The 23,268-nt window shown below is 37.0% G+C and carries 21 protein-coding genes and 1 pseudogene; 9 read left to right on the forward strand and 13 right to left on the reverse strand.

What is annotated here, in order from left to right:
* Positions 1–10: 10 nt before the first annotated feature.
* Together K1F36_RS11875 and K1F36_RS11880 are read right to left on the reverse strand one after the other, a co-directional pair.
* A complete protein-coding gene (locus K1F36_RS11875; RefSeq protein WP_220114019.1) occupies positions 11–262 on the reverse strand; it encodes a hypothetical protein in 252 nt (83 codons plus the stop codon).
* A gap of 90 nt (positions 263–352) precedes the next feature.
* A complete protein-coding gene (locus K1F36_RS11880; protein WP_220114020.1) occupies positions 353–859 on the reverse strand; it encodes a DUF6843 domain-containing protein in 507 nt (168 codons plus the stop codon).
* Positions 860–1,079: 220 nt separating this feature from the next.
* On the opposite strand from K1F36_RS11880, the gene K1F36_RS11885 reads away from it, so the two are divergent.
* The 4 genes from K1F36_RS11885 to K1F36_RS11900 all read left to right on the forward strand — a co-directional run bounded on the left by K1F36_RS11885 (position 1,080) and on the right by K1F36_RS11900 (position 11,668).
* Positions 1,080–4,379 (forward strand): toxin-antitoxin system YwqK family antitoxin, encoded by a 3,300-nt coding sequence (locus K1F36_RS11885; RefSeq protein WP_220114021.1) that lies wholly within the window; start codon positions 1,080–1,082, stop codon positions 4,377–4,379.
* A gap of 112 nt (positions 4,380–4,491) precedes the next feature.
* Complete coding sequence (locus K1F36_RS11890; protein WP_258539047.1) at positions 4,492–6,297, forward strand: DUF3857 domain-containing protein; 1,806 nt, start codon at positions 4,492–4,494, stop codon at positions 6,295–6,297.
* A 6-nt stretch (positions 6,298–6,303) separates the two neighbouring features.
* A complete protein-coding gene (locus tag K1F36_RS11895) occupies positions 6,304–8,286 on the forward strand; it encodes a DUF3857 domain-containing protein (RefSeq protein WP_258539049.1) in 1,983 nt (660 codons plus the stop codon).
* Positions 8,287–9,679: 1,393 nt separating this feature from the next.
* Positions 9,680–11,668, forward strand: a complete 1,989-nt coding sequence (locus tag K1F36_RS11900; RefSeq protein ID WP_220114023.1) for an ATP-binding protein — start codon at positions 9,680–9,682, stop codon at positions 11,666–11,668.
* A 139-nt stretch (positions 11,669–11,807) separates the two neighbouring features.
* Here the strand turns inward: K1F36_RS11900 and K1F36_RS11905 are convergent, their stop codons facing one another.
* The 9 genes from K1F36_RS11905 to K1F36_RS11945 form a co-directional block, all read right to left on the reverse strand.
* Positions 11,808–12,248, reverse strand: coding sequence for a DsrE family protein (locus tag K1F36_RS11905; protein ID WP_220114024.1), 441 nt, complete (start codon positions 12,246–12,248; stop codon positions 11,808–11,810).
* A gap of 52 nt (positions 12,249–12,300) precedes the next feature.
* Entirely contained in the window at positions 12,301–12,903 is a 603-nt protein-coding gene (locus K1F36_RS11910) for a hypothetical protein (protein WP_220114025.1), read from the reverse strand.
* Between the two features lie 151 nt (positions 12,904–13,054).
* The gene (locus K1F36_RS11915; RefSeq protein WP_220114026.1) at positions 13,055–13,330 is read right to left on the reverse strand and encodes an ATP-dependent Clp protease adaptor ClpS; all 276 of its coding nucleotides are present in this window, start codon (positions 13,328–13,330) and stop codon (positions 13,055–13,057) included.
* Positions 13,331–13,354: 24 nt separating this feature from the next.
* A complete protein-coding gene (prmA, locus tag K1F36_RS11920; RefSeq protein ID WP_220114027.1) occupies positions 13,355–14,182 on the reverse strand; it encodes a 50S ribosomal protein L11 methyltransferase in 828 nt (275 codons plus the stop codon).
* A gap of 11 nt (positions 14,183–14,193) precedes the next feature.
* Complete coding sequence (gene tpiA, locus K1F36_RS11925) at positions 14,194–14,943, reverse strand: triose-phosphate isomerase (protein ID WP_220114028.1); 750 nt, start codon at positions 14,941–14,943, stop codon at positions 14,194–14,196.
* Between the two features lie 115 nt (positions 14,944–15,058).
* Positions 15,059–15,463: a four helix bundle protein gene (locus K1F36_RS11930; RefSeq protein ID WP_220114029.1), complete on the reverse strand. Its 405-nt coding sequence runs from the start codon at positions 15,461–15,463 to the stop codon at positions 15,059–15,061.
* Positions 15,464–15,500: 37 nt separating this feature from the next.
* Positions 15,501–16,640 carry a BT_3928 family protein gene (locus tag K1F36_RS11935; protein ID WP_220114030.1) on the reverse strand — a complete coding sequence of 380 codons (1,140 nt, stop codon included), beginning with the start codon at positions 16,638–16,640 and terminating at the stop codon, positions 15,501–15,503.
* Between the two features lie 54 nt (positions 16,641–16,694).
* Positions 16,695–17,036, reverse strand: a complete 342-nt coding sequence (locus tag K1F36_RS11940; RefSeq protein ID WP_220114031.1) for a four helix bundle protein — start codon at positions 17,034–17,036, stop codon at positions 16,695–16,697.
* A 26-nt stretch (positions 17,037–17,062) separates the two neighbouring features.
* A complete protein-coding gene (locus tag K1F36_RS11945; RefSeq protein WP_220114032.1) occupies positions 17,063–17,608 on the reverse strand; it encodes a DUF1599 domain-containing protein in 546 nt (181 codons plus the stop codon).
* Positions 17,609–17,703: 95 nt separating this feature from the next.
* Here K1F36_RS11945 and folP point away from each other — a divergent pair, with 95 nt between their 5' ends.
* The 4 genes and pseudogenes from folP (at position 17,704) to K1F36_RS20155 (ending at position 20,149) form a co-directional block, all read left to right on the forward strand.
* Positions 17,704–18,537 (forward strand): dihydropteroate synthase, encoded by an 834-nt coding sequence (gene folP / locus K1F36_RS11950; RefSeq protein WP_220114033.1) that lies wholly within the window; start codon positions 17,704–17,706, stop codon positions 18,535–18,537.
* A gap of 44 nt (positions 18,538–18,581) precedes the next feature.
* The gene (gene cdaA, locus K1F36_RS11955; protein WP_220114034.1) at positions 18,582–19,370 is read left to right on the forward strand and encodes a diadenylate cyclase CdaA; all 789 of its coding nucleotides are present in this window, start codon (positions 18,582–18,584) and stop codon (positions 19,368–19,370) included.
* Positions 19,367–19,621: pseudogene (locus K1F36_RS20400) on the forward strand (DUF3667 domain-containing protein); the annotation flags it as partial. The gene cdaA and the pseudogene K1F36_RS20400, both read left to right, overlap by 4 nt.
* Before the next feature lie 30 nt (positions 19,622–19,651).
* Complete coding sequence (locus K1F36_RS20155; protein WP_258539050.1) at positions 19,652–20,149, forward strand: hypothetical protein; 498 nt, start codon at positions 19,652–19,654, stop codon at positions 20,147–20,149.
* A 2-nt stretch (positions 20,150–20,151) separates the two neighbouring features.
* Here the strand turns inward: K1F36_RS20155 and K1F36_RS11965 are convergent, their stop codons facing one another.
* Both K1F36_RS11965 and truA read right to left on the reverse strand, forming a co-directional pair.
* Entirely contained in the window at positions 20,152–21,924 is a 1,773-nt protein-coding gene (locus K1F36_RS11965) for an ABC transporter ATP-binding protein (RefSeq protein WP_220114036.1), read from the reverse strand.
* Positions 21,908–22,663 carry a tRNA pseudouridine(38-40) synthase TruA gene (truA, locus tag K1F36_RS11970; RefSeq protein ID WP_220114037.1) on the reverse strand — a complete coding sequence of 252 codons (756 nt, stop codon included), beginning with the start codon at positions 22,661–22,663 and terminating at the stop codon, positions 21,908–21,910. The genes K1F36_RS11965 and truA overlap by 17 nt, the downstream gene beginning before the upstream one ends.
* Before the next feature lie 88 nt (positions 22,664–22,751).
* On the opposite strand from truA, the gene K1F36_RS11975 reads away from it, so the two are divergent.
* Positions 22,752–23,246: a metallophosphoesterase family protein gene (locus K1F36_RS11975; RefSeq protein ID WP_220114038.1), complete on the forward strand. Its 495-nt coding sequence runs from the start codon at positions 22,752–22,754 to the stop codon at positions 23,244–23,246.
* Positions 23,247–23,268: the final 22 nt, after the last annotated feature.

A 23,268-nucleotide genomic window follows, 5' to 3' on the forward strand; every position in this document is an offset into this window, starting at 1 on the left:
TTTTATGAATTTAGCGATGTCCTAAAAGGGGTAAGGCTACATTTGCATGATTCTCGAGAATTTTTTCGGCCCTTGGAAAATCAGATTGCTTAATTCGTATTTCATACCGATGTTCCAGAGTGCTTCCAGAAAAAGTAATATCGACCGGTGGAACATTATCACCAAGTACCGAATCTATACCTTCCTTCTCGAGTAATTCTTTGAATTCTAGAGCTAATTCTTTAGTAGGGTAAACTTTAAAAATGGAATAATTATCTGTCATTAAATAGTTTAATTGAACTTATGTACTCCTTGTTATTCTTATGTAAATCTTCAATGGTCATAATCTCGCAAGAAAAGAGAGTCTTTTTTGTTATTGATTTTTATGATGTTTAAACGTAAAATTTAGCTGCTCTTGATAATCCTTGTCGATATCCTTCATTCTACCGATATAAAATGTTCTTGCTGGTTCAATTATGTAGATTAATTCTTTTGTATCAGGGTTGTACTTTTCCACTTCACCTATTGTCTGCTCCAAATAAGCAAAGATTTTATCATTTCCTTTATTTTCAGATGCGAACCCCTCAATATTGGTCATGACAAATTGGATTTTGCTTCTTTCTCCATTACTGCCCACATAGAAGAACTGATGGTTTTGAACCCCATAATTTGGTTCGAACTGTGTTCGTAATACTCCAGTTTCTGGAATTCTGTAAACACGCGCATTCTCTTCGTATTCTTTGGGAGCACCATCCTCTTGGTTATAGATTATCACAACGGCACCCTCATATCCTTCGGGTATTAATCTAATGGTATCTTCTGCTTTTTGAGCACAACCAACCATTGTGATAAGTAAAATTAAAATGGTTATTCTAATCATTTATCTGCGAAGATTTATATGAATGGAACATTATCGTTTATTTGAACTTTTGGTTATTCTTCTTTAGCCACTTTCAAGTTTTAGAAGTGCTCTTCCATAAAAAGGATAATGGCATCTTTAGAAAAAGAAAAATCAATTATTTAATCGAATATATAAATATAAATATCGAAACCCCTTACATTAATTGTTGAATTTTAAGTTCCTTTTCTATATTTGAAAAATGAAGAAAACTCTCCTCATACTTTTAGCCTTATCAGTTAGTTATTTCAATTTTGCACAGGAAAAAATACCTTTTGTTGACTTTGATTCAATTATCAGTCAGGTTGCCAATGAGCAACAAAAAGGGCAATATGATAAAGCCCTTGAGCTATTGGATAAAATAAATCCAAATGATTCCACCTATTTGTCCAGCATTGTCACCAAATCATATTTTAACATTTTGCTTAAAAATTACGATGAAGTGATTCGATTGACAGAACTTGGTCTTCAAGAGGATTGCAAAGATTTATGCAGCTCGTACATTATTAACAAGGTAGTGGCATTACTTGGTAAGGAGAAATACCAAGAGGCTTTAACCCTGTGTGATGAAGGGCTCCAAAAGTTTCCCATGAACAAAACCCTTTGGTTCAATAAGGGGTTGAGTTTTGAAAGCTTAGGCCAGATAGAAGATGCTGTCAAAATGTATCAAAAGGTCATCCTTCTAGACCCGTTATATAAAAAAGTGTATTTACAGTTAGGAAATATATGTTACAAACAGGAGTTAATGAGTCAAGCTTTAATGTGTTTTGATATGTACTTGCTGCTTGAACCAGATGCCGAGAACGCATTTGCTACTCTAAAATCCCTTAATGATGTTGTAAGGTCCAAAAATGAAAACTCTAGAAATCCTAATTTGAATATTTCCATTGACGACAACAGCTTTGAAGAGATAGATCTGATTCTTAACAACAGGGTGGCTATGAATGAGAAATATGAAACTGGCAATGAAATTGATATTGCATTAACCAGACAGAATCATGCTCTTTTGGAATCCTTGAAGAACTTTACGGGTAATGGTGGGTTTTGGGATAAAAAGTTTGTTCCATTTTATCAATGGATTGTAAACAATGGGCATTTCGATGTTTTTAGCTATACGCTTTCATACTCTATCGAAAATGAATCTTTCAAAAAAATAGTTGAAAAAAAGACAGATGAGATTTCTGAATTTTATGGCATAGCCAAACAAAAATGGGAAGATATTGTCCAAAAGAACACCGAAGAGTGGTATGGAAAAACGGAAACTATTACCTATTACTATGAAAATGGAAAATTGGGAGCTATTGGCAAAATGAAAGATAATACTCCCTCTGGGAAATGGAATTTTTATAACGACCAAGGCAGAATAACAGTTACAGGCAATTTTAATTCATCAGGAAATAGAGAGGGAGATTGGACGTGGTACAATTATAATGGACAAAAAAGCGAGACCGGAAATTACATTGATGGAAATTTAAATGGTTTGAACCACCAATATTATGAGAATGGCAATAAAAAAATTATTGCTTCTTATAAAGAGGGTAAGCTTGATGGTGAATACAGATATTTTACAGAAAAGGGTGCCTTACAACAGAAAAAGCATTTTAAGAATGATTTGTTGGCTGGTACTTATCAATCTTTCTATGATGTTGGTGAAGAGCTATTAGAGTCAAAAGTAGAATATGTTGAGGGTAATGCCCATGGGACTTATTTTGAATATTACCCAACAGGCACGGTAAAGACTGAAATAAACTTTATGAATGGGGAGAATAATGGCCCCGAACACAGTTACTACCTTAACGGAAAGCTTTCCATGGATGCAAATAGCAAGGGTGGTTATTGGAATGGACCTTATAAAACTTACCATCCTAATGGTAATCCCAAAGAGGTGGGGCAAACCAATACCGGTTATTATGTTGGTCACTGGCAAAACTTTTACAGTAATGGAACACTTGAAAGTGATTTCTATTATGATGACGAGGGGAAAACAACAGGTGAGTACAAGTACTATGATAAAGATGGAAAAATCCACTATCAATTTGAGTACCGAAAAGGTGAAGTAATAGCATATAAGTTTTATGACAAAGAAGGTGCTGTGATTGATGAAAATCGAAAGAAGGGTGGGGAGTTTTATTATAAGGGATATTCTCCATATGGGAAGATAATTTCTGAAGGGCTATATGACATTAAAGGTGGAAAAGTTGGTAAATGGAAATATTATACATCTCATGGCGTACTCTCTGATGAAGGAAATTATGAAGACAATAAGCTGAGCGGTGAGTATAAAAAATATTATAGTAATGGAGAGCTCCTCTCTGTTTCTCCCTATACGAATGATACATTAAATGGATATTATGCAGAGTATCATCTTAATGGTAAATTGAAGTCGCAGGGTTGGTATAAGGACAATCTACAGCATGGTGAGTGGAGAACGTATTCTCCTGCTGGTATGGTAACAGCAATCAACTTTTTTCACAAAGGAATTTTACACGGGGAACAACAGTTTTTTTCTGGAGAAGGAATTAAGAAGAACTCTAGCATATATGATTTTGGAGAGAACGTAAAAGACATTGCTTATGATAAACAAGGTAACATTGTTTATGAAATCAATCATCAAGGATATGATGGAAAGTATGAAATGATAATATACCATTATAATAAAAAACCGAGTGTTAAATTCACTTATGTAAATGGTATAAAGCACGGCCCATGTACTCTCTTTGATTTTTATGGAAGAAAAAAGACCACGGGTGAATATTTAAATGGAGAAATGCATGGTAAGTGGATATGGTTTCATGATAATGGCAACGTTGAAACAGAAGCAAATTATGTGAATGGTGAGTTGGAGGGAGATTACGTATTTTACCATGAAGATCGAAGTATCGATCTTAAATACAATTACTTGTTAGGCAAACGGGAAGGCGAAGTCAACTCCTATTATGAAAATGGAAATATTTATACAAAGGTCAAGTATTTAAATGATGAATACCATGGAAGAAGAGAAACGTATGGCCCAGATGGGAATCTGCAAATCGTTAGGTTTTATGAATATGGCCGCATGATTGGATATAGTTATTTGGATGAAAATTCAAAAGAATTGCCAATGATTCCAATTGAAAATGAAACGGCAAAAATTGTCACCTATTATGACAATGGCAAGGTTTCTAGGGAAATGGAATACAAGAATGGACTGTTGATTAATGAGTTTAAGGAATATTATTACTCGGGCCAATTATTAGAAGAGGTATTTTACATTGACGGAGAGTTTGATGGGAAGAGATTGGAGTATTTTTCAAATGGAAATGTAAAAGAAGAAGAGGTTTATCAGTTAGGCAAAAGGGATGGAATTGCCAAAGAATATTATTCGAACGGTAATCTAAGAAAAGAAGTGAACTACTTGTACGACATTAAGGAAGGTGTTTCCAAATCATATAATGAAGATGGTAAATTGCAAAAAGAAGAATTATATTTTGATGACAGTATCATATCATCTAAGACCCTTTAGGGAATTTTTAGTCGTTTTATGCGCTTTCTTTTTTGTGTTTAGTTCATACTCTCAAATTACTTCTGAGTATAAAAGATATAAGGAACTATACCCAAATTCGCATTCAATAAGATTGAGCCAAGAATCGACATTGACGATTGGCCTTGATGATGGTAAATTTAAGATAACTCAAGACTTTTCTGAGGAAGACATCTACTTGGACGATGGGGCAAAAAATAATGCCAAACAATCTTTGAGTTTTTCGACCTTTTATGATTTAGAGAGTATAGAAGCATCTTCTTACGCTATCGAAGGAGATCAGTATCAAGAATTCAGTGTTTCTGATTTCAAAGAAAAGGATGATTTGGACAATGCATTCTACGATGACTTAAAATCCATAAATTTTATTTTTCCTCGTTTAGGTACCGGAACCAAAACCAAGCTAAAGTATGAGCAAACCATAAAGAACCCAAGGTTTTTGAATGCCCACTATTTTGGGAACTTTTACCCTATCAAGAATAATAAGTTTACGATTATTGCTGATAAGGATATAAACCTTCGTTTTAAGGAATTCAACACGGATAGTATTCCCATCAAGTTTTCAAAGAGTCAAACTAGGAAAAGTAATATCTATACTTGGGAGTTGAAGGATATGGATGAATTTAAGTATGAGAGCCGTTCGCCAACTTATAAAAGCATATTGCCACATATAATCCCTATAATTTCTTCCTATAAATACAATGGTGAAACAATTGATGTCGGGAACGATGTTTCTAACCTTTATAGCTGGTATTACTCCTTAACTAAAAATATCAATAAAGAAAAAACTTCAGATGAGTTGATTCAAATTGTAAATGACTTAACCAAAAACAAAAAGAATGAACTGGAAAAAGTCAAAGCAATCTACTATTGGGTCCAAGAAAACATCAAGTATATAGCTTTTGAATATGCTTTAGGAGGGTTCGTGCCAAGGGAAGCAAATGAAGTTTTCAATAAAAAGTATGGGGATTGCAAAGACAATACAAGCCTACTATTTAAAATGTTGGAGATTGCGGGTATTAAAGGAAATTTAGCTTGGATAGGCACAAGGAGTATTCCTTATAGTTATTCGGATGTTCCTACTCCATCCGTTGACAATCACATGATTTTGTACTACGAAAACCAAGGCAAATCATACTATTTAGATGCAACAGGGAGATATAACCCTTTAGAGGTTCCTACTTCATTTATTCAGGGGAAAGAAGCACTTGTTTCTATTGGAAGGGATTCATTTATGCTTAAAAAAGTACCTGTTATTGAATCGCAAAAAAGTGTATATAAAGATTTTGCCACTATAAAATTGAAAGGAAGTGATTTAACGGGAACATCCAAAGCAGAATTGACAGGCTATACCAAAATAAACTTTTTCTATGATCTTGAAAAACAAGATTCAAAGGATAAAATAAGGGACTACTACAAGTGGTTTTTTGAAAAAGGGAACAATAGTTTTTTGATAACTGAATTCGTTGAAACAAATAGGTTTGACTATGACAAAGATTTTATCGTTGATTATGGCTTCAACGTGTCCAACTATGCCAAGAAAATAGGTGATGAAATCTATATAAATCTAAACCTTAACAAAGGCATGGCATTATTGAAAACAGACGATGATAGAGAAATGCCCTTGGAACATAAATACTTGGATTCATTCGATTTCCAAAACACTTTTTTTATTCCTGAAGGATACAAAGTAGACTATCTACCTGAGAATATCGATATTTCAAACGAATACATAAGCAGCAGCATTAGATATGAATTGGTAGACAACCAAATAATTTATAAACACCATATAGACCACAATAGCTTAATACTTGACACCAATACTCAAAAGAAGGTCAACGACCTTATAAAGAAGATTGAGCAAGGGTATAAAGAAGTTGTTGTATTAAAGAAAATATAATTGACAATGAGCATTTTAAATAAAAAACTATCGATATTCATCATTCTCCTCTTACCGGCTTTGGTAACTTATTCTCAGAATACTCTTTATGTGTCCAATTATGATTGGGATAGCAATCCGGATTATTCTATAGGTACTTCGGATGAGAAACCAATGATGGCATTAAAAGAAAAATATGTTGTTGAGTTTGCCTATTCTGATGATAGTGCACTTGAGGAATATTATTTAGAACATAAAGCTTTATGGCTAAATAACAATGAAAGAATAGATGCATATAACAAGATATATCTACCATATTCCAATACATCCGAGTTGCTTAAAAGCAAGGCAAGAGTAATAACAAAAGGAGGAAAGATTATTGAGCTTGATGATTCAAAAATATTGAGTGCTCAAGATGAAGAGACAGGTAAGTATTATAAGTATTTTGCTTTTGAAGGCATTGAAAAAGGGAGTGTTATCGAATATTTTTATGTGGAAAAAAAGCAACCAAGTTTTAGAGGGACAGCTTTTCGATTGCAGACTGAATATGACAAAAAAAATATAGGTTTTGATTTATTCTCCCCTTCCAATTTGATATTTGCATTTAAGTCCTACAATAGTTTGCCAGAGATCACAAAGGACACTTTGGTGAAAGACCGATTACACTGGAAATTGGATATTGAGTCCATAGATGGTCTTGATAACGAAGCACAGTCTCCTTACGATGCATCAAGAGCCTATTTAGTCTATAAATTGGATAGGAACACCGCCAAAAATCTGAGTGATATTTCCTCGTACGGAGATGTGTCACAAAACATATATAATTATTATTACAATGAGCCCACAAAGAAGGCAACATCATTGATTGAAAGTTTTGTTGCACAGACAATACAAAAAGAAGATGAAAGCGTAGAGGCAAAAATTAGAAGGCTAGATAATACCATAAAAGCTGATTTCTATTTGTCAAAGGGAGGGGATGATGCGCTAAAGGATTTGGAAGAGGTTTTATCTAAAAAAGTCGCTAATAACAGTGGTATGATGAAGCTATATATTGCGCTTCTTAACCATTTGGGGATTGAACATGAAATCGTAATCACGAGCAACAGGGAGAGCTTAAAATTTGACAAGGAATTTGAGGCTCACAATTTTTTAAATGACTACCTTATTTATTTTCCAAAGTTCAAAACATATTTGTCGGCTACGGAAACGAACTCAAGATATGGGTATCCGCCAGCATGGTTAACAGACAATTATGGCCTATTTGTAAAGGAGGTTAGTGTTGGAAGCTTTAAGTCGGGAGTTGGCAAAATAAAGTATATAGACCCATTGAGCGCAGATAAAACCATTGATGAAATGGTTCTTGACGTTCAGTTTGACGCTCATGATCCAACATTTAATTCAATTAGACTAGATCGTTCTTTTACTGGTTATTATGCCCTTCCAATACACCCATATATGCACATGGTTAAAGGGGATGATAGAACTAATATCATCGAAAGTTTAGCTAAATTCATGAATGAGAACGTAACGGTGGAAAAGTCAACCATAGTGAACGAAGACCCTAATCTTTTCGGTGTAGATCCCATCCATTTTGTAATAGAGGCCAAATCAAACGCATTTGTCGAAAAAGCTGGGAGAAAGTATCTGTTCAAGATAGGTGAGCTGATTGGTTCGCAAATTGAAATGTATCAAGAAAAAGAACGAAAACTGCCCTTGGAAAACGAACATACCAGAAGCTATATCCGTACAATAAAGGTAATTGTTCCTAAAGGATATAAGGTGGCCAATTTGGATGAATTGGTCATGGAAAATGTCTATGAAGAAAATGGAGAAAACCTTTTTTCCTTCATTTCATCCTACAAAGTTGATGGTAATACCATAACCGTAAAAGCGGATGAGTATTACAAGACCAATATTGTCCCGCCATCCATATTTGAAGAGTATAGAAAAGTGATTAATAGCGCGGCAGACTTCAATAAAGTTACATTGGTATTAGAGCCAACTAATTAATTTATGCTGAAATTGAAAATGCGAGGTTGAATTGCAATCCCCTTCTTTGAGCAGTGCATCTAATTGAAGGTCCAAACTTTGTTCCATGGTACTCGCTCGTGCACATCCAAAAACCATAACCTGTAAGTTCAATAAAACGGTACCTTAAAAAACCCGGCCTTGAAATAGAAATCGATATAGAAGCGAACGAAACGAAGTGGAGTGCTGCAAGCCCCAGATCTTACCCTTAACTAATACTACTGGGCAAGGCAATTTTTACTATTAATCCAATATTCTTTTCTCATCATTTGAGGTAATCCAATGGTCTGTTGGCCTCAATTTTGTATAGTTCCAATCTCCCCTCCGTTATTTTAAGCTTTAGATTGCTTTTCCATAGGCCCAATTTTGCTTTTTCGTCAAATTGCGTCAATTTTTTCGTCAAAAATTTTCAGTGTTTATAGGGCTTCCCAAAGGTTTTACTGTAGATTTCGGAAAAGTCTACTGTAGCCCCTGATTTTGCATAGAATTCCAAAATAATCTCAATTGACTGGTTTTCAAAATGTTGAAAACCCAAAAACAACCGTGATGGCGCAATTTGCGCATCACCCTCGTGCTCTTCGTGTTTTCACGCGAGCGTGAAAACCCAAATACAACCGTGATGGCGCACTTTGCGCATCACCCTCGTGCTCTTCGTGTTTTCACGCGAGCGTGAAAACCCAAATACAACCGTGATGGCGCAATTTGCGCATCACCCTCTTGCTATTCGTTTTTTCACGCGAGCGTGAAAACCCAAATACCTTTCTTTGGTGCGCTAAGCTATCAATAATTTCAGTGTTTTTTTTGATTAGAAGTCGTTGATTAAACATATCTTCCCAAACACCACAAAAAACAGATAGGGACCAAGTGCAAAAGTTGAAGGAAAGATTTGGGGCTTCAAAACTGACTAATGACTCATCAGGATTCTAATTATTTAAAAATGGACTAATCCTCGTTTGAAGTAATTTCAAAGATTTAAAATTATTATCTTTATATCGAAAGTTGAATCATCGAGAATTACGACCAAATTAAAAGACAGTAATTCGGTCAACAGATTTTGTAAGGTCTTAAAATCCTTTAAATATAAGGACTTCGCAATCAGGTTTGAATCCTGCCGCGGTCACAAGTTTGAACACCATTTTTAAGCCTAAGTATTTGATACTTAGGCTTTTATTTTGAAATTTTTAAGAGTCGCACTACCTTAAAATTGAATTTTCAAATATCTGAATATCAGTTATTTAACTTTTCAAAAATGCAATTTTGTCCCACTAATGACCCACTAGGACCCAGCCAATATTTAAATTATTAATCTTTTCTGACAGGTTTTTCTATCTTTAAGCCTCCCCCATTTGGTTATAACGTTATCAAAACACATTTAATGAAGCTCACCCTTAAAAACAAGTATAAATCACTTGAGCCATTTGAAAGTGATGAATTAAACCCATTGGCAGTAATCACGGGGAAAAATGGATCTGGAAAGACACAATTGCTTAACCTTATAAGCAAAAAGTTTAATCAAGATAAAGAGGTCGTAAATATCAATATCACTTTTCTTCCAGAAATTAATACAATTCAAACTGAAGGTGTGTCTACAACTGATTCACCAAAAATGAGTTATGAAATTTGGAAAAAATTTATCCACACTAAATACAAAGAATACCAAGCGATTAAGCCACATGCTAAAAAGTTATATCATTTTTTAAAAGACAACGGATTATATCAAAAAATAGGTACCTCTCAAATTGACTATTTAGAGCTGAGGAAAAATTCCTATTTTATGGAATTACTTGTAGGGCACTCACGAGAAAAAAATCCGACACATAAAGGCGCTTTTAAATTCAATTCAATTTCCATTGGCAACATTCTTGTTTACGACATTTTATCAATAGATCAGCGTGTTATCGATATTTCCAGAAAAATTTCTGAGGAAACTGGTAAACCAGAAAATGAATTAGAATTCAATGATTTTTTGAACACCACCGTTGATGAAAATCTACTTGACAGCAATGATTTGTTTTTATCTAAAATTGAGTTGATATTCTTCCATTATGCCAAGAGAAGATATAAAAACGAAATAGCATTTTTCCGAAAAGAAAGATATGGTGAAAAGAATGATTCAATTTCGGATACTGACTTCATTGACAAATACCCACCTCCTTGGAAATTAATCAATCAAATATTTGATGAAAATAGAATTGATTTTAACATCAATCCAATAAGCACTAGCAATTTTGATCCTCAGTATGAGATTGAAATAAAACTCACAAAAATATCTTCTGGGGACAACATAGCATTCATCGACCTATCTTCTGGAGAAAAAATAATTATAGGCCTTATCGTAAAGTTATTTTCATCTGAGTATTATTCAGAGAACTTAAAATTTCCAGAACTATTAATTTTAGATGAACCTGATGCTCATTTGCATCCAGAAATGTCAAAACTTCTTTTGGATGTTCTTGAAAAAACATTTTCTGAGAAATTCGAAATCAAAGTTATTTTAACAACGCATTCACCGACAACAGTTGCTCTTGCATCTGAAAACAGCATTTATAAATTAACAAACGGTCCACAAAGTTCTTTAAAGAAAATCACAAAAGACGAGGCATTAAAATCTTTAACCGGTTTAATCCCTACCCTAAGTATCGATTACGAAAGCCATAGACAAGTATTTGTAGAAAGTCCAACCGACACATATTATTATAGCAACATATATACTGCTTACCAACAACATCAAGACCTAAACCATAAATTATATTTTATATCGAACTCCTCTGGTAAGGGTAACTGTGAACAGGTATACAAGATTGTAAAGGATTTAAGAGATTCAGGAAATAAAACATGTTACGGAATCGCCGATTGGGATTTAAAAAACGTAGAAAAGAACTTTACTGTTGTTCATGGCCTAGACAAACGCTACAGTATTGAAAATTATATTATGGATCCTCTTTACATTATTTGCCTATTGAATGAACTGGGCAATGCAAACGGGATAAAATCTAAAATTGGTATCCCAGAAATCTACAATGAATATTCAATTGGAAAAGAACCAATTGAAAGATTACAACATTTCATCATGGTTTTTTTCAATGAATTTGAAAATGAATTTCCTGCTTACAAATATGAAAGTCCCAAAAAGACAATTAAATATTTTAATGGGAAGGAAATTGAAATCCCAGAATGGTATCTAGAAATGAAAGGACATGAAATAGTGGACAAACTAAAAAAAGTGTTCTCAGCTCTTGATAAATTTAAGAATGAAGGAGAGATTCAAAAAGCGGTAACCCAAATAATAGTTAAGTGCTATCCTTTTGTTCCTATGGATACTATTGAAACATTAAATAAAATTGGAGAAAAAACGTCCCAATAACTACCCAATAAATATTTAAAATAACTGATTATCAATATATTAAAAAATATAATTAACCCTGCCGCGGTCACAGACAAATAAAAAAACGCCGAGGCTTTGCTTCGGCGTTTTTTGTTATCCATATTTTCCACTACAACAATTAGTACGTTAGGACATTATAGCCCTTCGCCTGTAACTGAAGTACCCGTACAGTCCATGTGGCAACAGGTTCCATGCCCGAAATTAATTGGTCTTCAGAAACCCCCAATTTTTTCATGGCCACGCTGCATACACTCACTCGAACTTTTCCCTTATACTTTTGGTACAAGTCTTCCAACTCAGAACCTTTCACCAAGTTCTTCACGAATTTACCCTTTGCAACAATTTCATAATCGGTAATCTCCACACCGCTTGCCAAAAGTTTATCATACAAATGCAACACCCCTCTAAAATGCCGCTCTTCACTGACACCAAAAGCAAATTGCTTTGATTTTTGTAGGTCCGATACAATTTCTGCATCAAACTTTTCCTGTGCAACGAGCATAGGTCCCGAAAAAACGGTCAGGATTGTTAAAATAATGGTGTAAAGAAATGGTTTCATGTTATACTGTTTTGAGTTGCTCTTTAAAAATACAATTACTGTTTTAAATAATCTATTTCTGTAATGAATCCAACACGTGTTGGGCTTCTTTCAAATCGAGTTGAAGTTTTTGGTTCTCCAATATATACTGTTCACGCAATTGCTCCATTCTGCGTTCAAATTCATCTGCGGGAACATACTCAGGTTTTAAAAGTGTTTCATTAAAAATACTGATGAGGGTAAACAAAAAACTGACTGCAACCGCCGAAATCAATCCCATAAGCATCAGTTTTTCACGTTTTAAGTCGGGTGTAGCTTTTTTGATTTGCTTTTTCTCCTCCTTTGTCAGTTTTGGCATTCCCGACAGTTGTCCAAGGAAGGTATCCCACTTTTCCTCTTCTTTTACATAAAGATTCATAAATCCGCCCTCCTCTAAAAAGTCCTCTGTGCTCGAAGTGGATGCCAACATAAATATATCCAATCCGTTACCTCCCATAACATCTAAAAGAGTGGAGTCATAAGCTAGGATTTCCCGTACCAGTTTCTGGACATATTCCAAACTGTAATTGGGCCTCAAAAATTCGTCGTACAGGGTATATATTTGAAAGTAGTCGCTCCGCTCGAGAGCATATTCCAAAAAACGGTCTTTCAATTCAGCCTTAAAGAATTCACTCATTTTTAAAAATGGGCGGTTTATGGTTGGTTTTGGTCGTTAGGCTAAATGTAAAGAAATGGGGAATCAGTAGAGTTAGGTCAGGATAAAAAATTCATAAACTTTGCTGTTAGGATGTTGGTTTTCTCTAATAAAATGTGTGGGATATGCTAAGCTAAACGATTTCCGCACTCAACCCGGCCTGAAGCAATTTACTGCATTTGGGTTCAAGAAAAGAATATTCACCTGTTTTTACTGTGCATTTTCCTTTATAATGCACAATCAGCGAGCATTGTTCCGCCTGTTCGGGAGTGTGCTCACATACATTGATCAAGGTGGTTATCACGTGGTCAAAGGTATTCACATCGTCGTTAAAAAGAACTATTTCGTGCTCATTTGTTGTCTCTTCTTCCAAGAGGACATCTTCCAACTCTTTTTCTCTAGTACTCATTTTATTAACGGAGTTTATGTCTATCTAATTTACATATTTTGCCGCAACCCAATTGTTCTTCTCCAGATTTTTTTCAAATTCCAAACCATATGCACCACATTTTGAGGAAATTGCATCCAAATCCTCTAAATAGAAGCCACTTAAAAATAAGGAACCGTTTTTTTTGAGGCAGTTAGCGTAGACCGATATATCTTCCAGTAGAATATTTCGGTTGATATTGGCCAATATCACATCATATTTTTTGCCCTCTAGCAAACTACTGTCTCCTTGAAAGGCTTTGATATCGGAGCAACCGTTTCGCTCTACATTTTCTTGGGTATTCAAAAAGCACCATTCATCAATATCTATAGCCTCGGTATCTCCCGCGCCACGCTTTTTGGCCAAAATGGCCAGCACACCTGTTCCGCATCCCATATCCAGAACTGATTTTCCATCGAAATCATTGTCCAGAATATGTTGCAACATCATATGTGTGGTTTCGTGGTGCCCCGTACCAAAACTCATTTTTGGTTCTATAATGATATCGTATTCCACATTGGTCGCCTCATGAAATGGAGCTCGAACCATACACCTATCTCCTACTATTATGGGATGAAAATTCTTTTCCCATTCTGCATTCCAATTCTGCTGTTCGATTTCCTTCTGTGACCAACTTATTTCAAAATTTGGATTTTGGAACACAAATAGTTCTTCCAAGGCATCTTCTTTCCATTCTGATTTGAGAATGTAAGCCAATAGTCCTGTTTCATTTTCCACAAAACTCTCAAACCCCAATTCCCCCAACTCCGCAATCAAAATATCGGTTGCGGGTTGGAGCGGGCTTATTTTAAAGTCGTATTCTAGATAGACCAATGGATTTGCTTTTAAATGGCCTTGATGATATCCGAGAAATCTTCAGCTTTCAATGAAGCTCCTCCAATCAAACCACCATCTACATCTGGTTTTGAAAATATTTCGGCAGCGTTGGCAGGCTTAACACTTCCTCCGTACAAAATGGAAACATCCTCGGCAATAGACGAATTGAATCCATCTGCAATTGTTTTTCTGATGAACGCATGCATTTCCTGAGCTTGCTCTGGACTCGCCGTTTCTCCAGTACCAATGGCCCAAACGGGTTCGTAGGCAAGTACTATCTTGCTCCAAGCGCTGGCATCTAAATCAAAAAGTGCGTTTTTTAACTGACTTTCCACTACGGCAAAATGGTTGTCGGATTTTCTATCCTCCAATTCCTCACCAAAGCAGAAAATTACTTTTAGACCCTTCTCGATAGCTGTTTTTACCTTTTTGGCCAATAACTCATCGTCTTCACCAAAGTAGGCACGCCTTTCGGAGTGACCCAAAATGACAACATCCACATCCAAACTAAGTAACATATCAGCAGAAATTTCCCCGGTATATGCCCCACTTTCTGCAAAGTGCATATTTTGGGCTGCCACTTGTATTTTGGAATCTTGCAATGCTTGTTTTGCGGCTTGAAGGTTCACAAATGTTGGCGCTACTATCACATCTGCATTGGTATCAGGTAGTTTGGCGGAAAGCTCGGCCAACAATTCCTCCGTTTCCTGAAGGTTTTTGTTCATCTTCCAATTTCCTGCTACAATCTTTGTTCTCATGTTATTTGTTGTTATGTTATACTCTTTTGGTGTTTGGTGTTTGGTGTTTGGTGTTTGGTGTTTGGTATTTGGTGTTTGGTGTTTGGTGTTTGGTGTTTGGTGTTTGGTGTAAAAATTATTCTTTTTCCCTATTGTTGAATTTTTGTCCTCTTATTTTAGTGTTTCGAAGGTAATACATAAACGCCCCAATTTTGTTGTTACAGTGTTCTGTCATCTCCAGAGCTTTCATGTAATCCTCATTAGAGATTAGCTTCTTGTCGAAAGAACGATAAAATTGAGATTTCAACTCTGTACACGAACCTTTTGAAAAACTCAAAAAATTATGGAACTCTTTATTCCCACCTCTTCCAAAGCCTTCTGCTATATTATCCATAATTGAACCTGAACTTCGCTCCATTTGGTTACGCAACGCATAATTGTTCCCCAACTCAGTTGTTTGAAAAGGGTGCTCTACTAGTTGACACAGTTCCCTGGAAATTTTCCAGACTTCCAAATCTTCGAACCTATCTATCCTACCCATCTTACATCAAAACATTTAAACTGAAAAACAACAAACATTAAAACTCCAGTTCCTCAAAATCGTTGTAATGTACCTTTTGTTGAATAGTCCCCTTGCTGAGCACTAAAATAGCTGGATTAGAGCGCACAATAGTCTTTAAAGTTGTTTCATCTGTAAAATAGAATTCAAAATCCAGTCCGTAGGTATCGATTAGCTGATTTGCCATATCGCTGCTCGAAGCGGACATTCCAATGACTTTGTAACCGTTTTCAATTGCCTTATCAGTAGTTTTCTTTACCTCTGGATAAACTTCCTTTTGTGCCTCCTTAATATCATCAACAGTTGCTCCTTTGGTCAAACCTGCTGTTTTGTTTAAATCATAAGCAATCACCATTACCAGCTTATCCTCTTCCAGCAGTTCAGGAGCATAGTCCTGCCCTTCTTGTTCAATGGTAAAGTCATGAATGGGAGGTTCATACCCTGCTTGTATCTGAGTAGTTTCCACATCAATAAATTCTCCATCTACCGTAGGATAGTCGCCCTCCGTTACATAAATTTGCTCTTCACCATTCACCTTAAAACGCCAAGCATACTCATAAATGGGTTTCGGAGCATTTTCGGGAACGGACATTCCTTCTTGTATGTTAGCACCAATTTTATAGGGCCTAAAATCCACCGATGGCAAATGGGCCAATACATGATTTGCAAACAGGGCACAAGCCAGCAACGACACTACCCCAACTATCCAATTGACTTTGGAACTGAACAATGGTATAATATATTTTCTGCCAAAAAACAGAATCAAAATAAACACCAATAGAATCACGTCTTTAGTAAAGGATTCCCAAGGCGTTAGCTTGACGGCGTCTCCAAAACAGCCACAATCCGTAACTTTATTGAAATATGCTGAATAAAACGTCAAGAATGTGAAGAACACGATCATGAGCAGTAGGCTCCAAACCGTGAATTTGGGTTTAAATCCAATCAATAGTAAAATGCCCAAAATCACCTCAACAATAACCACAAAAATAGAAATGGCCAATGCCAAGGGAGTCAAAAAAGGAATGTCCAATACCCCTGGACTAAAATATTCTTCCAGTTTGAAGGAAAAACCCATGGGGTCGTTCAACTTTATCAACCCGCTGATAATGAACAACACCCCTACTATAATTCTTGATATCCAGACCAAATATTTCATATTTTTCAAAATAAATTTCCAATCCTAAAAAAACAAAACCCAATTTCCTCTCGATTAAGCCTTTTTCAAAATTGATGATAATATCTTTCTTAACTCGATAGATTCCTCAATCAAATTCTGCGCTAAATCACTATCAGGATTTGAATCCTTCAGCAAACGTAACCAATACCCCGATTCCTTTGCTTCTTTTCTTGCTATTTTCAATCTAAACTTAAAATCCTTGTCCCCCAGTTTTTCATTTGCCTCAATATAATTGGCTCCAACAGAACCAGAAGAACGAATCAATTGTTTTCCATCTTCAATGTTTATGACGGAGGTTTTCAATGATTTGACATACTTTCTACAATTCTTTGCAAAATTGAATGTTCTATCTTCTAAATCATACTTGTTATTCAAAGTGAATTTTTGTTATTTGGATTTTATCATTTGGTATTTACACCCAAATGAATGAGTGCAAAAACTGCATAATTTACCATATCCTGATAGTTGGCATCCACACCCTCGCTCACCAAAGTCGCACCTTGGTTGTTCTCAATCTGTTTTACGCGCAATAACTTTTGCAAAATCAAATCGGTAAGGGAGCTTACACGCATATCTCGCCACGCTTCACCATAATCGTGGTTTTTATCCTCCATCAACTTTTTGGTAATGGCTACTTGCTCATCATAAAGGGCAATGGCCTCTTCAGCAGTCAAATCTGGCTGTTCCACCACGCCTTTCTTAATCTGAATCAACGCCATAATGGAATAATTGATAATCCCGATAAACTCGGAACGCTCGTCTTCGTCCACCTTGCGCACATCGTTCTGTTGAAGACCGCGAATGCGCTGTGCCTTTATAAAAATCTGGTCTGTTAATGAGGGTAACCTAAGGATTCGCCAAGCGGTACCATAATCCTTGGCCTTTTTTGAAAACAATTCACGACAGGTTTGTATCACCTCATCGTATTGTTGGGAAGTCTGCTGCATGTATTGTTGCTAATTTGCGTAAATTTCGTCCAACTTATCCGTGCCCATGAGCACTTTGCCAAAGATAATGAAACCCGACAAAGCATATATTTTTTATGACCATAAACTGCAAAGGTGAGCTTGTAGACTTAAAAACGCCCAGAGTGATGGGCATCCTCAACCTAACGCCCGATTCCTTTTTTGATGGCGGCAAATACAAGGACGAAGCATCCATACTTGACCAAGTTGAGTATATGCTCAACCATGGCGCAACCTTTATTGATATGGGTGCCTATAGCTCCCGACCCGGTGCCGAGCATGTTCCGGAAGATGAGGAATTGAAACGGATGATTCCCGTTGTTGACCTTATCCTGAAGAAATTTCCTGATACTTTGATTTCGGTGGATACCTTTCGGAGCAAGGTGGCAACTGAAAGCATTGAACACGGTGCGGCCATGATCAACGATATATCAGCTGGAAATCTGGATGAAGCAATGTTCGATACAGTCGCCAATCATCAAGTTCCGTACATTATGATGCACATGAAGGGCACTCCGAAATCCATGCAAAAGCAAGCGACCTACGACAACTTCATCAACGATCTCAGGTATTATTTTTCAGAGAAAATCAAAGAGACCACATCAAAAAAAATCAACGATGTGATAATAGACCCAGGGTTTGGATTTGCCAAAACAACTGGGCAAAATTATACATTGCTCAACCACTTGGATATGTTTCAAACCTTTGGTTTACCCATTTTGATAGGCCTGAGCAGAAAATCCATGATTTACAAAGTGCTGGAATCATCACCTCAAGAAGCTTTGAACGGAACCACCGCGCTGCATACCGTGGCACTTTTAAAAGGAGCCAATATTATTCGGGCCCACGATGTAAAAGAAGCCATGGAATGTGTTAAACTTGTAACGGCCTTAAAAGAGAATGCCCTCTAATTTGAGGTTCTCCTATTTTTGCTAATTTTACAAAAACGCTGCGGTTGGATTTTTTAAATTTTATCGAATTCAAGATTACGGATGTCATCGACATAGTCCTAGTGGCCGCACTCCTCTATTACATTTACAAACTGGTAAAGGGAACGGTAGCCATCAATATTTTTATAGGTATCGTGATTGTTTGGGCATTATGGAAACTTACCGAATTGCTTCAAATGAAAATGATCAGCAGTATGGTGGGTGGCTTTATGAACATAGGTCTTATCGCCCTGATCATTGTATTCCAACAAGAGATTCGAAAGTTTCTGTTAATGGTCGGCTCCACTAATTTTGCCTCCAAAAGAAATTTTTTAAGACGCTTTAAGTTTTTAAAACAAGAAGCTGTCTCCACCACCACGGATGTTGATGCCATCATAAATGCCTGCGAACGCATGGCCTCATCCAAAACTGGTGCACTCATCGTTATAGAAAGGAACAACTCCTTGGATTTTGTAAAATCTACCGGAGATACGATGGATATAAAAATAACACAGCCTATTTTAGAAAGTATCTTTTTCAAAAATAGTCCGCTGCACGATGGTGCCATTGTAATCCAAGAAAACTTCATTACCGCTACCAGAGTGATTTTGCCCGTTTCCAACGACCGCAATATCCCCCTTCGTTTTGGCCTACGCCACAGAGCCGCTGTTGGCATTACCGAAAAAACAGATGCACTCTGTCTTGTGGTCAGTGAAGAAACAGGTTCCATATCCTACATAAAAAATGGCGATTTTATTCCTTTTAAAAACAAGGAGGAATTGGCAAAACGCATTAAAAAGGACTTGGAGCAATGACGTGCAAAAATTGCGGTGACACCTTAAGAACGGACTTTCTTTATTGTCCCAACTGCGGAGGAAAAGTTATACGTAACAGAATTACAATTAAAAATCTCTGGACCGATATACTTGAACGGTATTTTAACCTCGACAATACATTCGTGAACACCTTTGTGCATCTGTTCACCAAACCTGAGGTAGTTATAGAAGGGTACATACAGGGGCTTCGTAGGAAATACTTGAACCCCATAAGTTATTTAGGGATAGCCTTAACGCTTTCAGGAGTTCAAATTTTCCTTATGTCGAAATCCATCGATTTGCTTGATTTCGATTTCTATGACACAGAAGAACAAATAAAATTTCAACAAAAATTGATGGGTTTCATAATGGACTATCAATCTTTGGTATTTATTCTTTTCATTCCATTGATGGCCATTTCTGGGTGGCTGTGTTTTGATGAAAAGAAATATAATTTTGCAGAGCGCACCATCATTTTCATGTACACGTTATCACATTATAGCGTCGTAATCTTTATCCCATCAGTTTTGATTCTCTTATTTGCTCCAGAAAACTTTATGATATTTTCATTAATTGGCTCATTGATGATGCTTTTATATGCCTGCTTCGTAGTTATTCGCGTATCAAGTTCAAAAGGGTTGGCACTGGTTGGAAGGTTAATATTTTTCAATATGGGTTTTGTAATTCTTTATATGATGATTGCCACATTGATACCGCTTATCATGTTGTTAACCGGTATGTTAAACATTGATGATTTTGTGCCTCCACCTCAAAATTAGAGTTAAGCCACTTCCTCTGCCAAAAACTGCGCCTGGTAAAGATCGTTGTAGTAGCCACCTTTTTCCAACAGTTCCTTGTGGGTTCCGACCTCAATGATTTTACCGGCATCCATTACAATAATTTTATCCGCTTTTTTAATGGTCGCCAAACGGTGCGCTATAATAATGGAAGTCCTGCCTTCGGTAATCTTGTCGGTAGCTTCTTGTATCAGTATTTCGGAATAGGTATCCACGGATGATGTAGCTTCATCCAAAATAAGAATACTCGGGTTGCTCACATAGGCTCTTAAAAAGGCAATCAATTGACGCTGACCGCTGGAGAGCATCGTTCCACGCTCTTTTACGTTGTATTGGTACCCACCTGGAAGGCTCGAAATAAATTCGTGCACTCCAATTTGCTTGGCGGCCGCCTCAATCTGTTCCGTGGTGATATCATTATCACGAAGTGAAATGTTATTCGCAATGGTATCTGCAAATAAGAATACATCTTGCAGTACAATAGCGATATGTGAACGGAGCGACTTTAATGTATAGTCGTCCAAACACACATTGTCCACCAAAATTTTACCGGAGTTGATCTCGTAGAATCGGTTGAGCAGATTAATGATAGTCGATTTTCCTGCACCTGTGGCACCGACAATGGCTACGGTTTCACCTGCCTTTACATCAAACGAAATTCCATGGAGTACTTCTTCATCGGGCACATAGCCAAAATGTACATCCTTGAATTCAATATCTCCTTTCACATCTTTTTTCTCCACGGTACCGTTATCGTCGATATGGCTATCGGTATCCAAAATCTTGAATACACGGTTGGCAGCTACCATTCCCATTTGCAGGGTATTGAACTTATCGGCGATTTGACGTAGGGGCCTAAACAGCAGATCCATCAAGAAAAAGAAAGCCAAAATGGCCCCCTTGTTGTCCATCCCCACATTTTCTATATTCTGAATCACACCAAAATACACCACCAACCCAATACCAATGGAGTTGGATATTTCAGCGATAGGGAAGAATATGGAGTTGTACCAGACCGTTTTCAACCAAGCATTCTGATGCTTTTCGTTGATAACACGGAACTTCTCCTTTTCAATCTCCTCACGGTTGAAGAGTTGAACGATTTTCATTCCAGCTATTCGCTCCTGTACAAATGAATTAAGATTGGATACCTGTGCCCTAACTTCCACAAATGCCACCTTCATGGCTTGTTGAAATAGCCGTGTAGCAATTAGGATAATTGGCATAATGGCAAATACGATTAAGGCCAACTTCCAGTTAATGACCACCATAATAATGGCTGCGGATAGCATTTTAAGAGCATCGGCAACTATCATAAAAAACCCTTGGCTAAATATTTCGCCAATGCGCTGCATATCCGCTACGGCCCTGGTCACCAAAACTCCAATGGAAGAATTGTCGAAGTAGGTCATTTTAAAACCTGTCATCTTTTCAAAAAGATTGATACGAATATCCCTGATGACCGACTCGCCCAATAGGTTCGCATAATAATTGAACAATAATTGCGTAATTACCTGGCCGAGCAAAAAAGCAAGCATGAGCATAACATTGTTGAGCAATTGCTCAGAATCCTTACTTTCCAGAGACTTGTTGATGATTTCCTTGACCAACAAGGGAATTCCGATAGCAAATGCCGCCGATAAAATGGCCACTATGGCCACCAGCCAAAAAATGCCTCGATAGGGCCTGGTCCGTGAAAAAACACGCTTGAACAATCGAAAATCAAACGCTTTTCCTACATCATCCTTTTTGCTCATCAAAAATCTCTTTTGGATATGAAACCTTGGTCAAATATAATCCTTTTGCCGGGACGGAGACACCCGCCTCTCCCCTATCTTTACTTGCTATAATCTTATGAATATCCTCAGGGGACATTTTACCCTGCCCCACATCCAACAACGTTCCTACCACTGCACGGACCATGTTCCGTAAAAAACGGTCGGCCGTAATGGTAAAGACCCATTTTTCCTTATCTACTGTCCAAACTGCCTCGCGGACATCACATTTGAATGTTTTTACATCGGTATTGGATTTGGAAAAACATTCAAAATCAGTGTAATTCAACATCAATTGCGCCGCCCTGTTCATCGATGGCAAGTTCAAAGGGTGCTTTACCAAGTGGGCATAATCAAAAAGAAAGGGGCTCTTTTCCTTGACCAGCCAATATTCGTAAGTGCGTTCCACAGCATCAAAACGGGCATGGGCTGTATCGATAACAGGAAATATGGCCTGTACGGCAATATCATCCGGTAAAAAGGCATTCAATCGGTACACCAATTCATCAATATCCGATATTGAATCAACATCCATATGGCAGAACATCTGCTTGGCATGCACTCCTGCATCGGTTCTCCCGGCACCTATCACCTCAACCTTTTCACGTAACAATGTGGACAGTGCTTTTTCCAAAACCTCTTGCACGGTGATGGCATTGGGCTGGTTCTGCCAACCATGATATGCCTTGCCGAAATAAGAAAATTGGACGAAATATCTCAATGGAATGGATTACTTTTAAGCCTGTAAAGATAATTGAATCCTTTCCAACATAAATCCGACCGTTGGTTTTTAGCATATTTTTAGCGAAATGAAGAAAATCCTGTTGCTTTCCGACACGCATGGCCATATGGACCCAACCATTTTAAAATATGCAGCGCAAGCTGATGAAGTTTGGCATGCAGGCGACATTGGAAGCCTATCTGTTACCGATGAGCTGGAAGCCCTAAAACCGGTTAGAGGCGTGCACGGAAATATTGATGACCATGTGATTCAAAAAGAATTTCCAGAAAATAACCGATTTATGTGCGAAGGGGTCGATGTTTGGATTACGCACATTGGCGGTTATCCGAACCGCTATAATATTCGGGTACGGGATGAAATCAGAAACAATCCGCCCAAACTATTTATTTGTGGACATTCCCATATATTAAAGGTAATGCACGACAAAAAATTGGGGCTGTTGCACATGAATCCAGGGGCATGTGGAAAACATGGTTTTCATCAGGTACGCACTATGTTGCGTTTTGTTATCGATGGGGAAAAAATATCGGATTTAGAAGTTGTGGAATTGGGCAAGCGATAGCCAAATACATAAAAACCCCGGC

The organism is Flagellimonas abyssi (assembly GCF_019457905.1).
Classification (GTDB): domain Bacteria; phylum Bacteroidota; class Bacteroidia; order Flavobacteriales; family Flavobacteriaceae; genus Flagellimonas; species Flagellimonas abyssi.

Excerpts from the sequence above, each read along its gene's own strand:
- folP (WP_220114033.1), top strand. The coding sequence starts at position 17,704 with ATGACCATAAACTGCAAAGGTGAGCTTGTAGACTTAAAAACGCCCAGA.
- K1F36_RS11965 (WP_220114036.1), bottom strand. The coding sequence starts at position 21,924 with ATGAGCAAAAAGGATGATGTAGGAAAAGCGTTTGATTTTCGATTGTTC.
- K1F36_RS11975 (WP_220114038.1), top strand. The coding sequence starts at position 22,752 with ATGAAGAAAATCCTGTTGCTTTCCGACACGCATGGCCATATGGACCCA.
- K1F36_RS11915 (WP_220114026.1), bottom strand. The coding sequence starts at position 13,330 with ATGAGTACTAGAGAAAAAGAGTTGGAAGATGTCCTCTTGGAAGAAGAG.
- K1F36_RS11905 (WP_220114024.1), bottom strand. The coding sequence starts at position 12,248 with ATGAAACCATTTCTTTACACCATTATTTTAACAATCCTGACCGTTTTT.
- K1F36_RS11935 (WP_220114030.1), bottom strand. The coding sequence starts at position 16,640 with ATGAAATATTTGGTCTGGATATCAAGAATTATAGTAGGGGTGTTGTTC.
- tpiA (WP_220114028.1), bottom strand. The coding sequence starts at position 14,943 with ATGAGAACAAAGATTGTAGCAGGAAATTGGAAGATGAACAAAAACCTT.
- K1F36_RS20155 (WP_258539050.1), top strand. The coding sequence starts at position 19,652 with ATGTCGAAATCCATCGATTTGCTTGATTTCGATTTCTATGACACAGAA.
- K1F36_RS11900 (WP_220114023.1), top strand. The coding sequence starts at position 9,680 with ATGAAGCTCACCCTTAAAAACAAGTATAAATCACTTGAGCCATTTGAA.
- K1F36_RS11910 (WP_220114025.1), bottom strand. The coding sequence starts at position 12,903 with ATGAGTGAATTCTTTAAGGCTGAATTGAAAGACCGTTTTTTGGAATAT.
- K1F36_RS11880 (WP_220114020.1), bottom strand. The coding sequence starts at position 859 with ATGATTAGAATAACCATTTTAATTTTACTTATCACAATGGTTGGTTGT.
- K1F36_RS11945 (WP_220114032.1), bottom strand. The coding sequence starts at position 17,608 with ATGCAGCAGACTTCCCAACAATACGATGAGGTGATACAAACCTGTCGT.
- K1F36_RS11875 (WP_220114019.1), bottom strand. The coding sequence starts at position 262 with ATGACAGATAATTATTCCATTTTTAAAGTTTACCCTACTAAAGAATTA.
- K1F36_RS11895 (WP_258539049.1), top strand. The coding sequence starts at position 6,304 with ATGAGCATTTTAAATAAAAAACTATCGATATTCATCATTCTCCTCTTA.
- K1F36_RS11930 (WP_220114029.1), bottom strand. The coding sequence starts at position 15,463 with ATGGGTAGGATAGATAGGTTCGAAGATTTGGAAGTCTGGAAAATTTCC.
- K1F36_RS11885 (WP_220114021.1), top strand. The coding sequence starts at position 1,080 with ATGAAGAAAACTCTCCTCATACTTTTAGCCTTATCAGTTAGTTATTTC.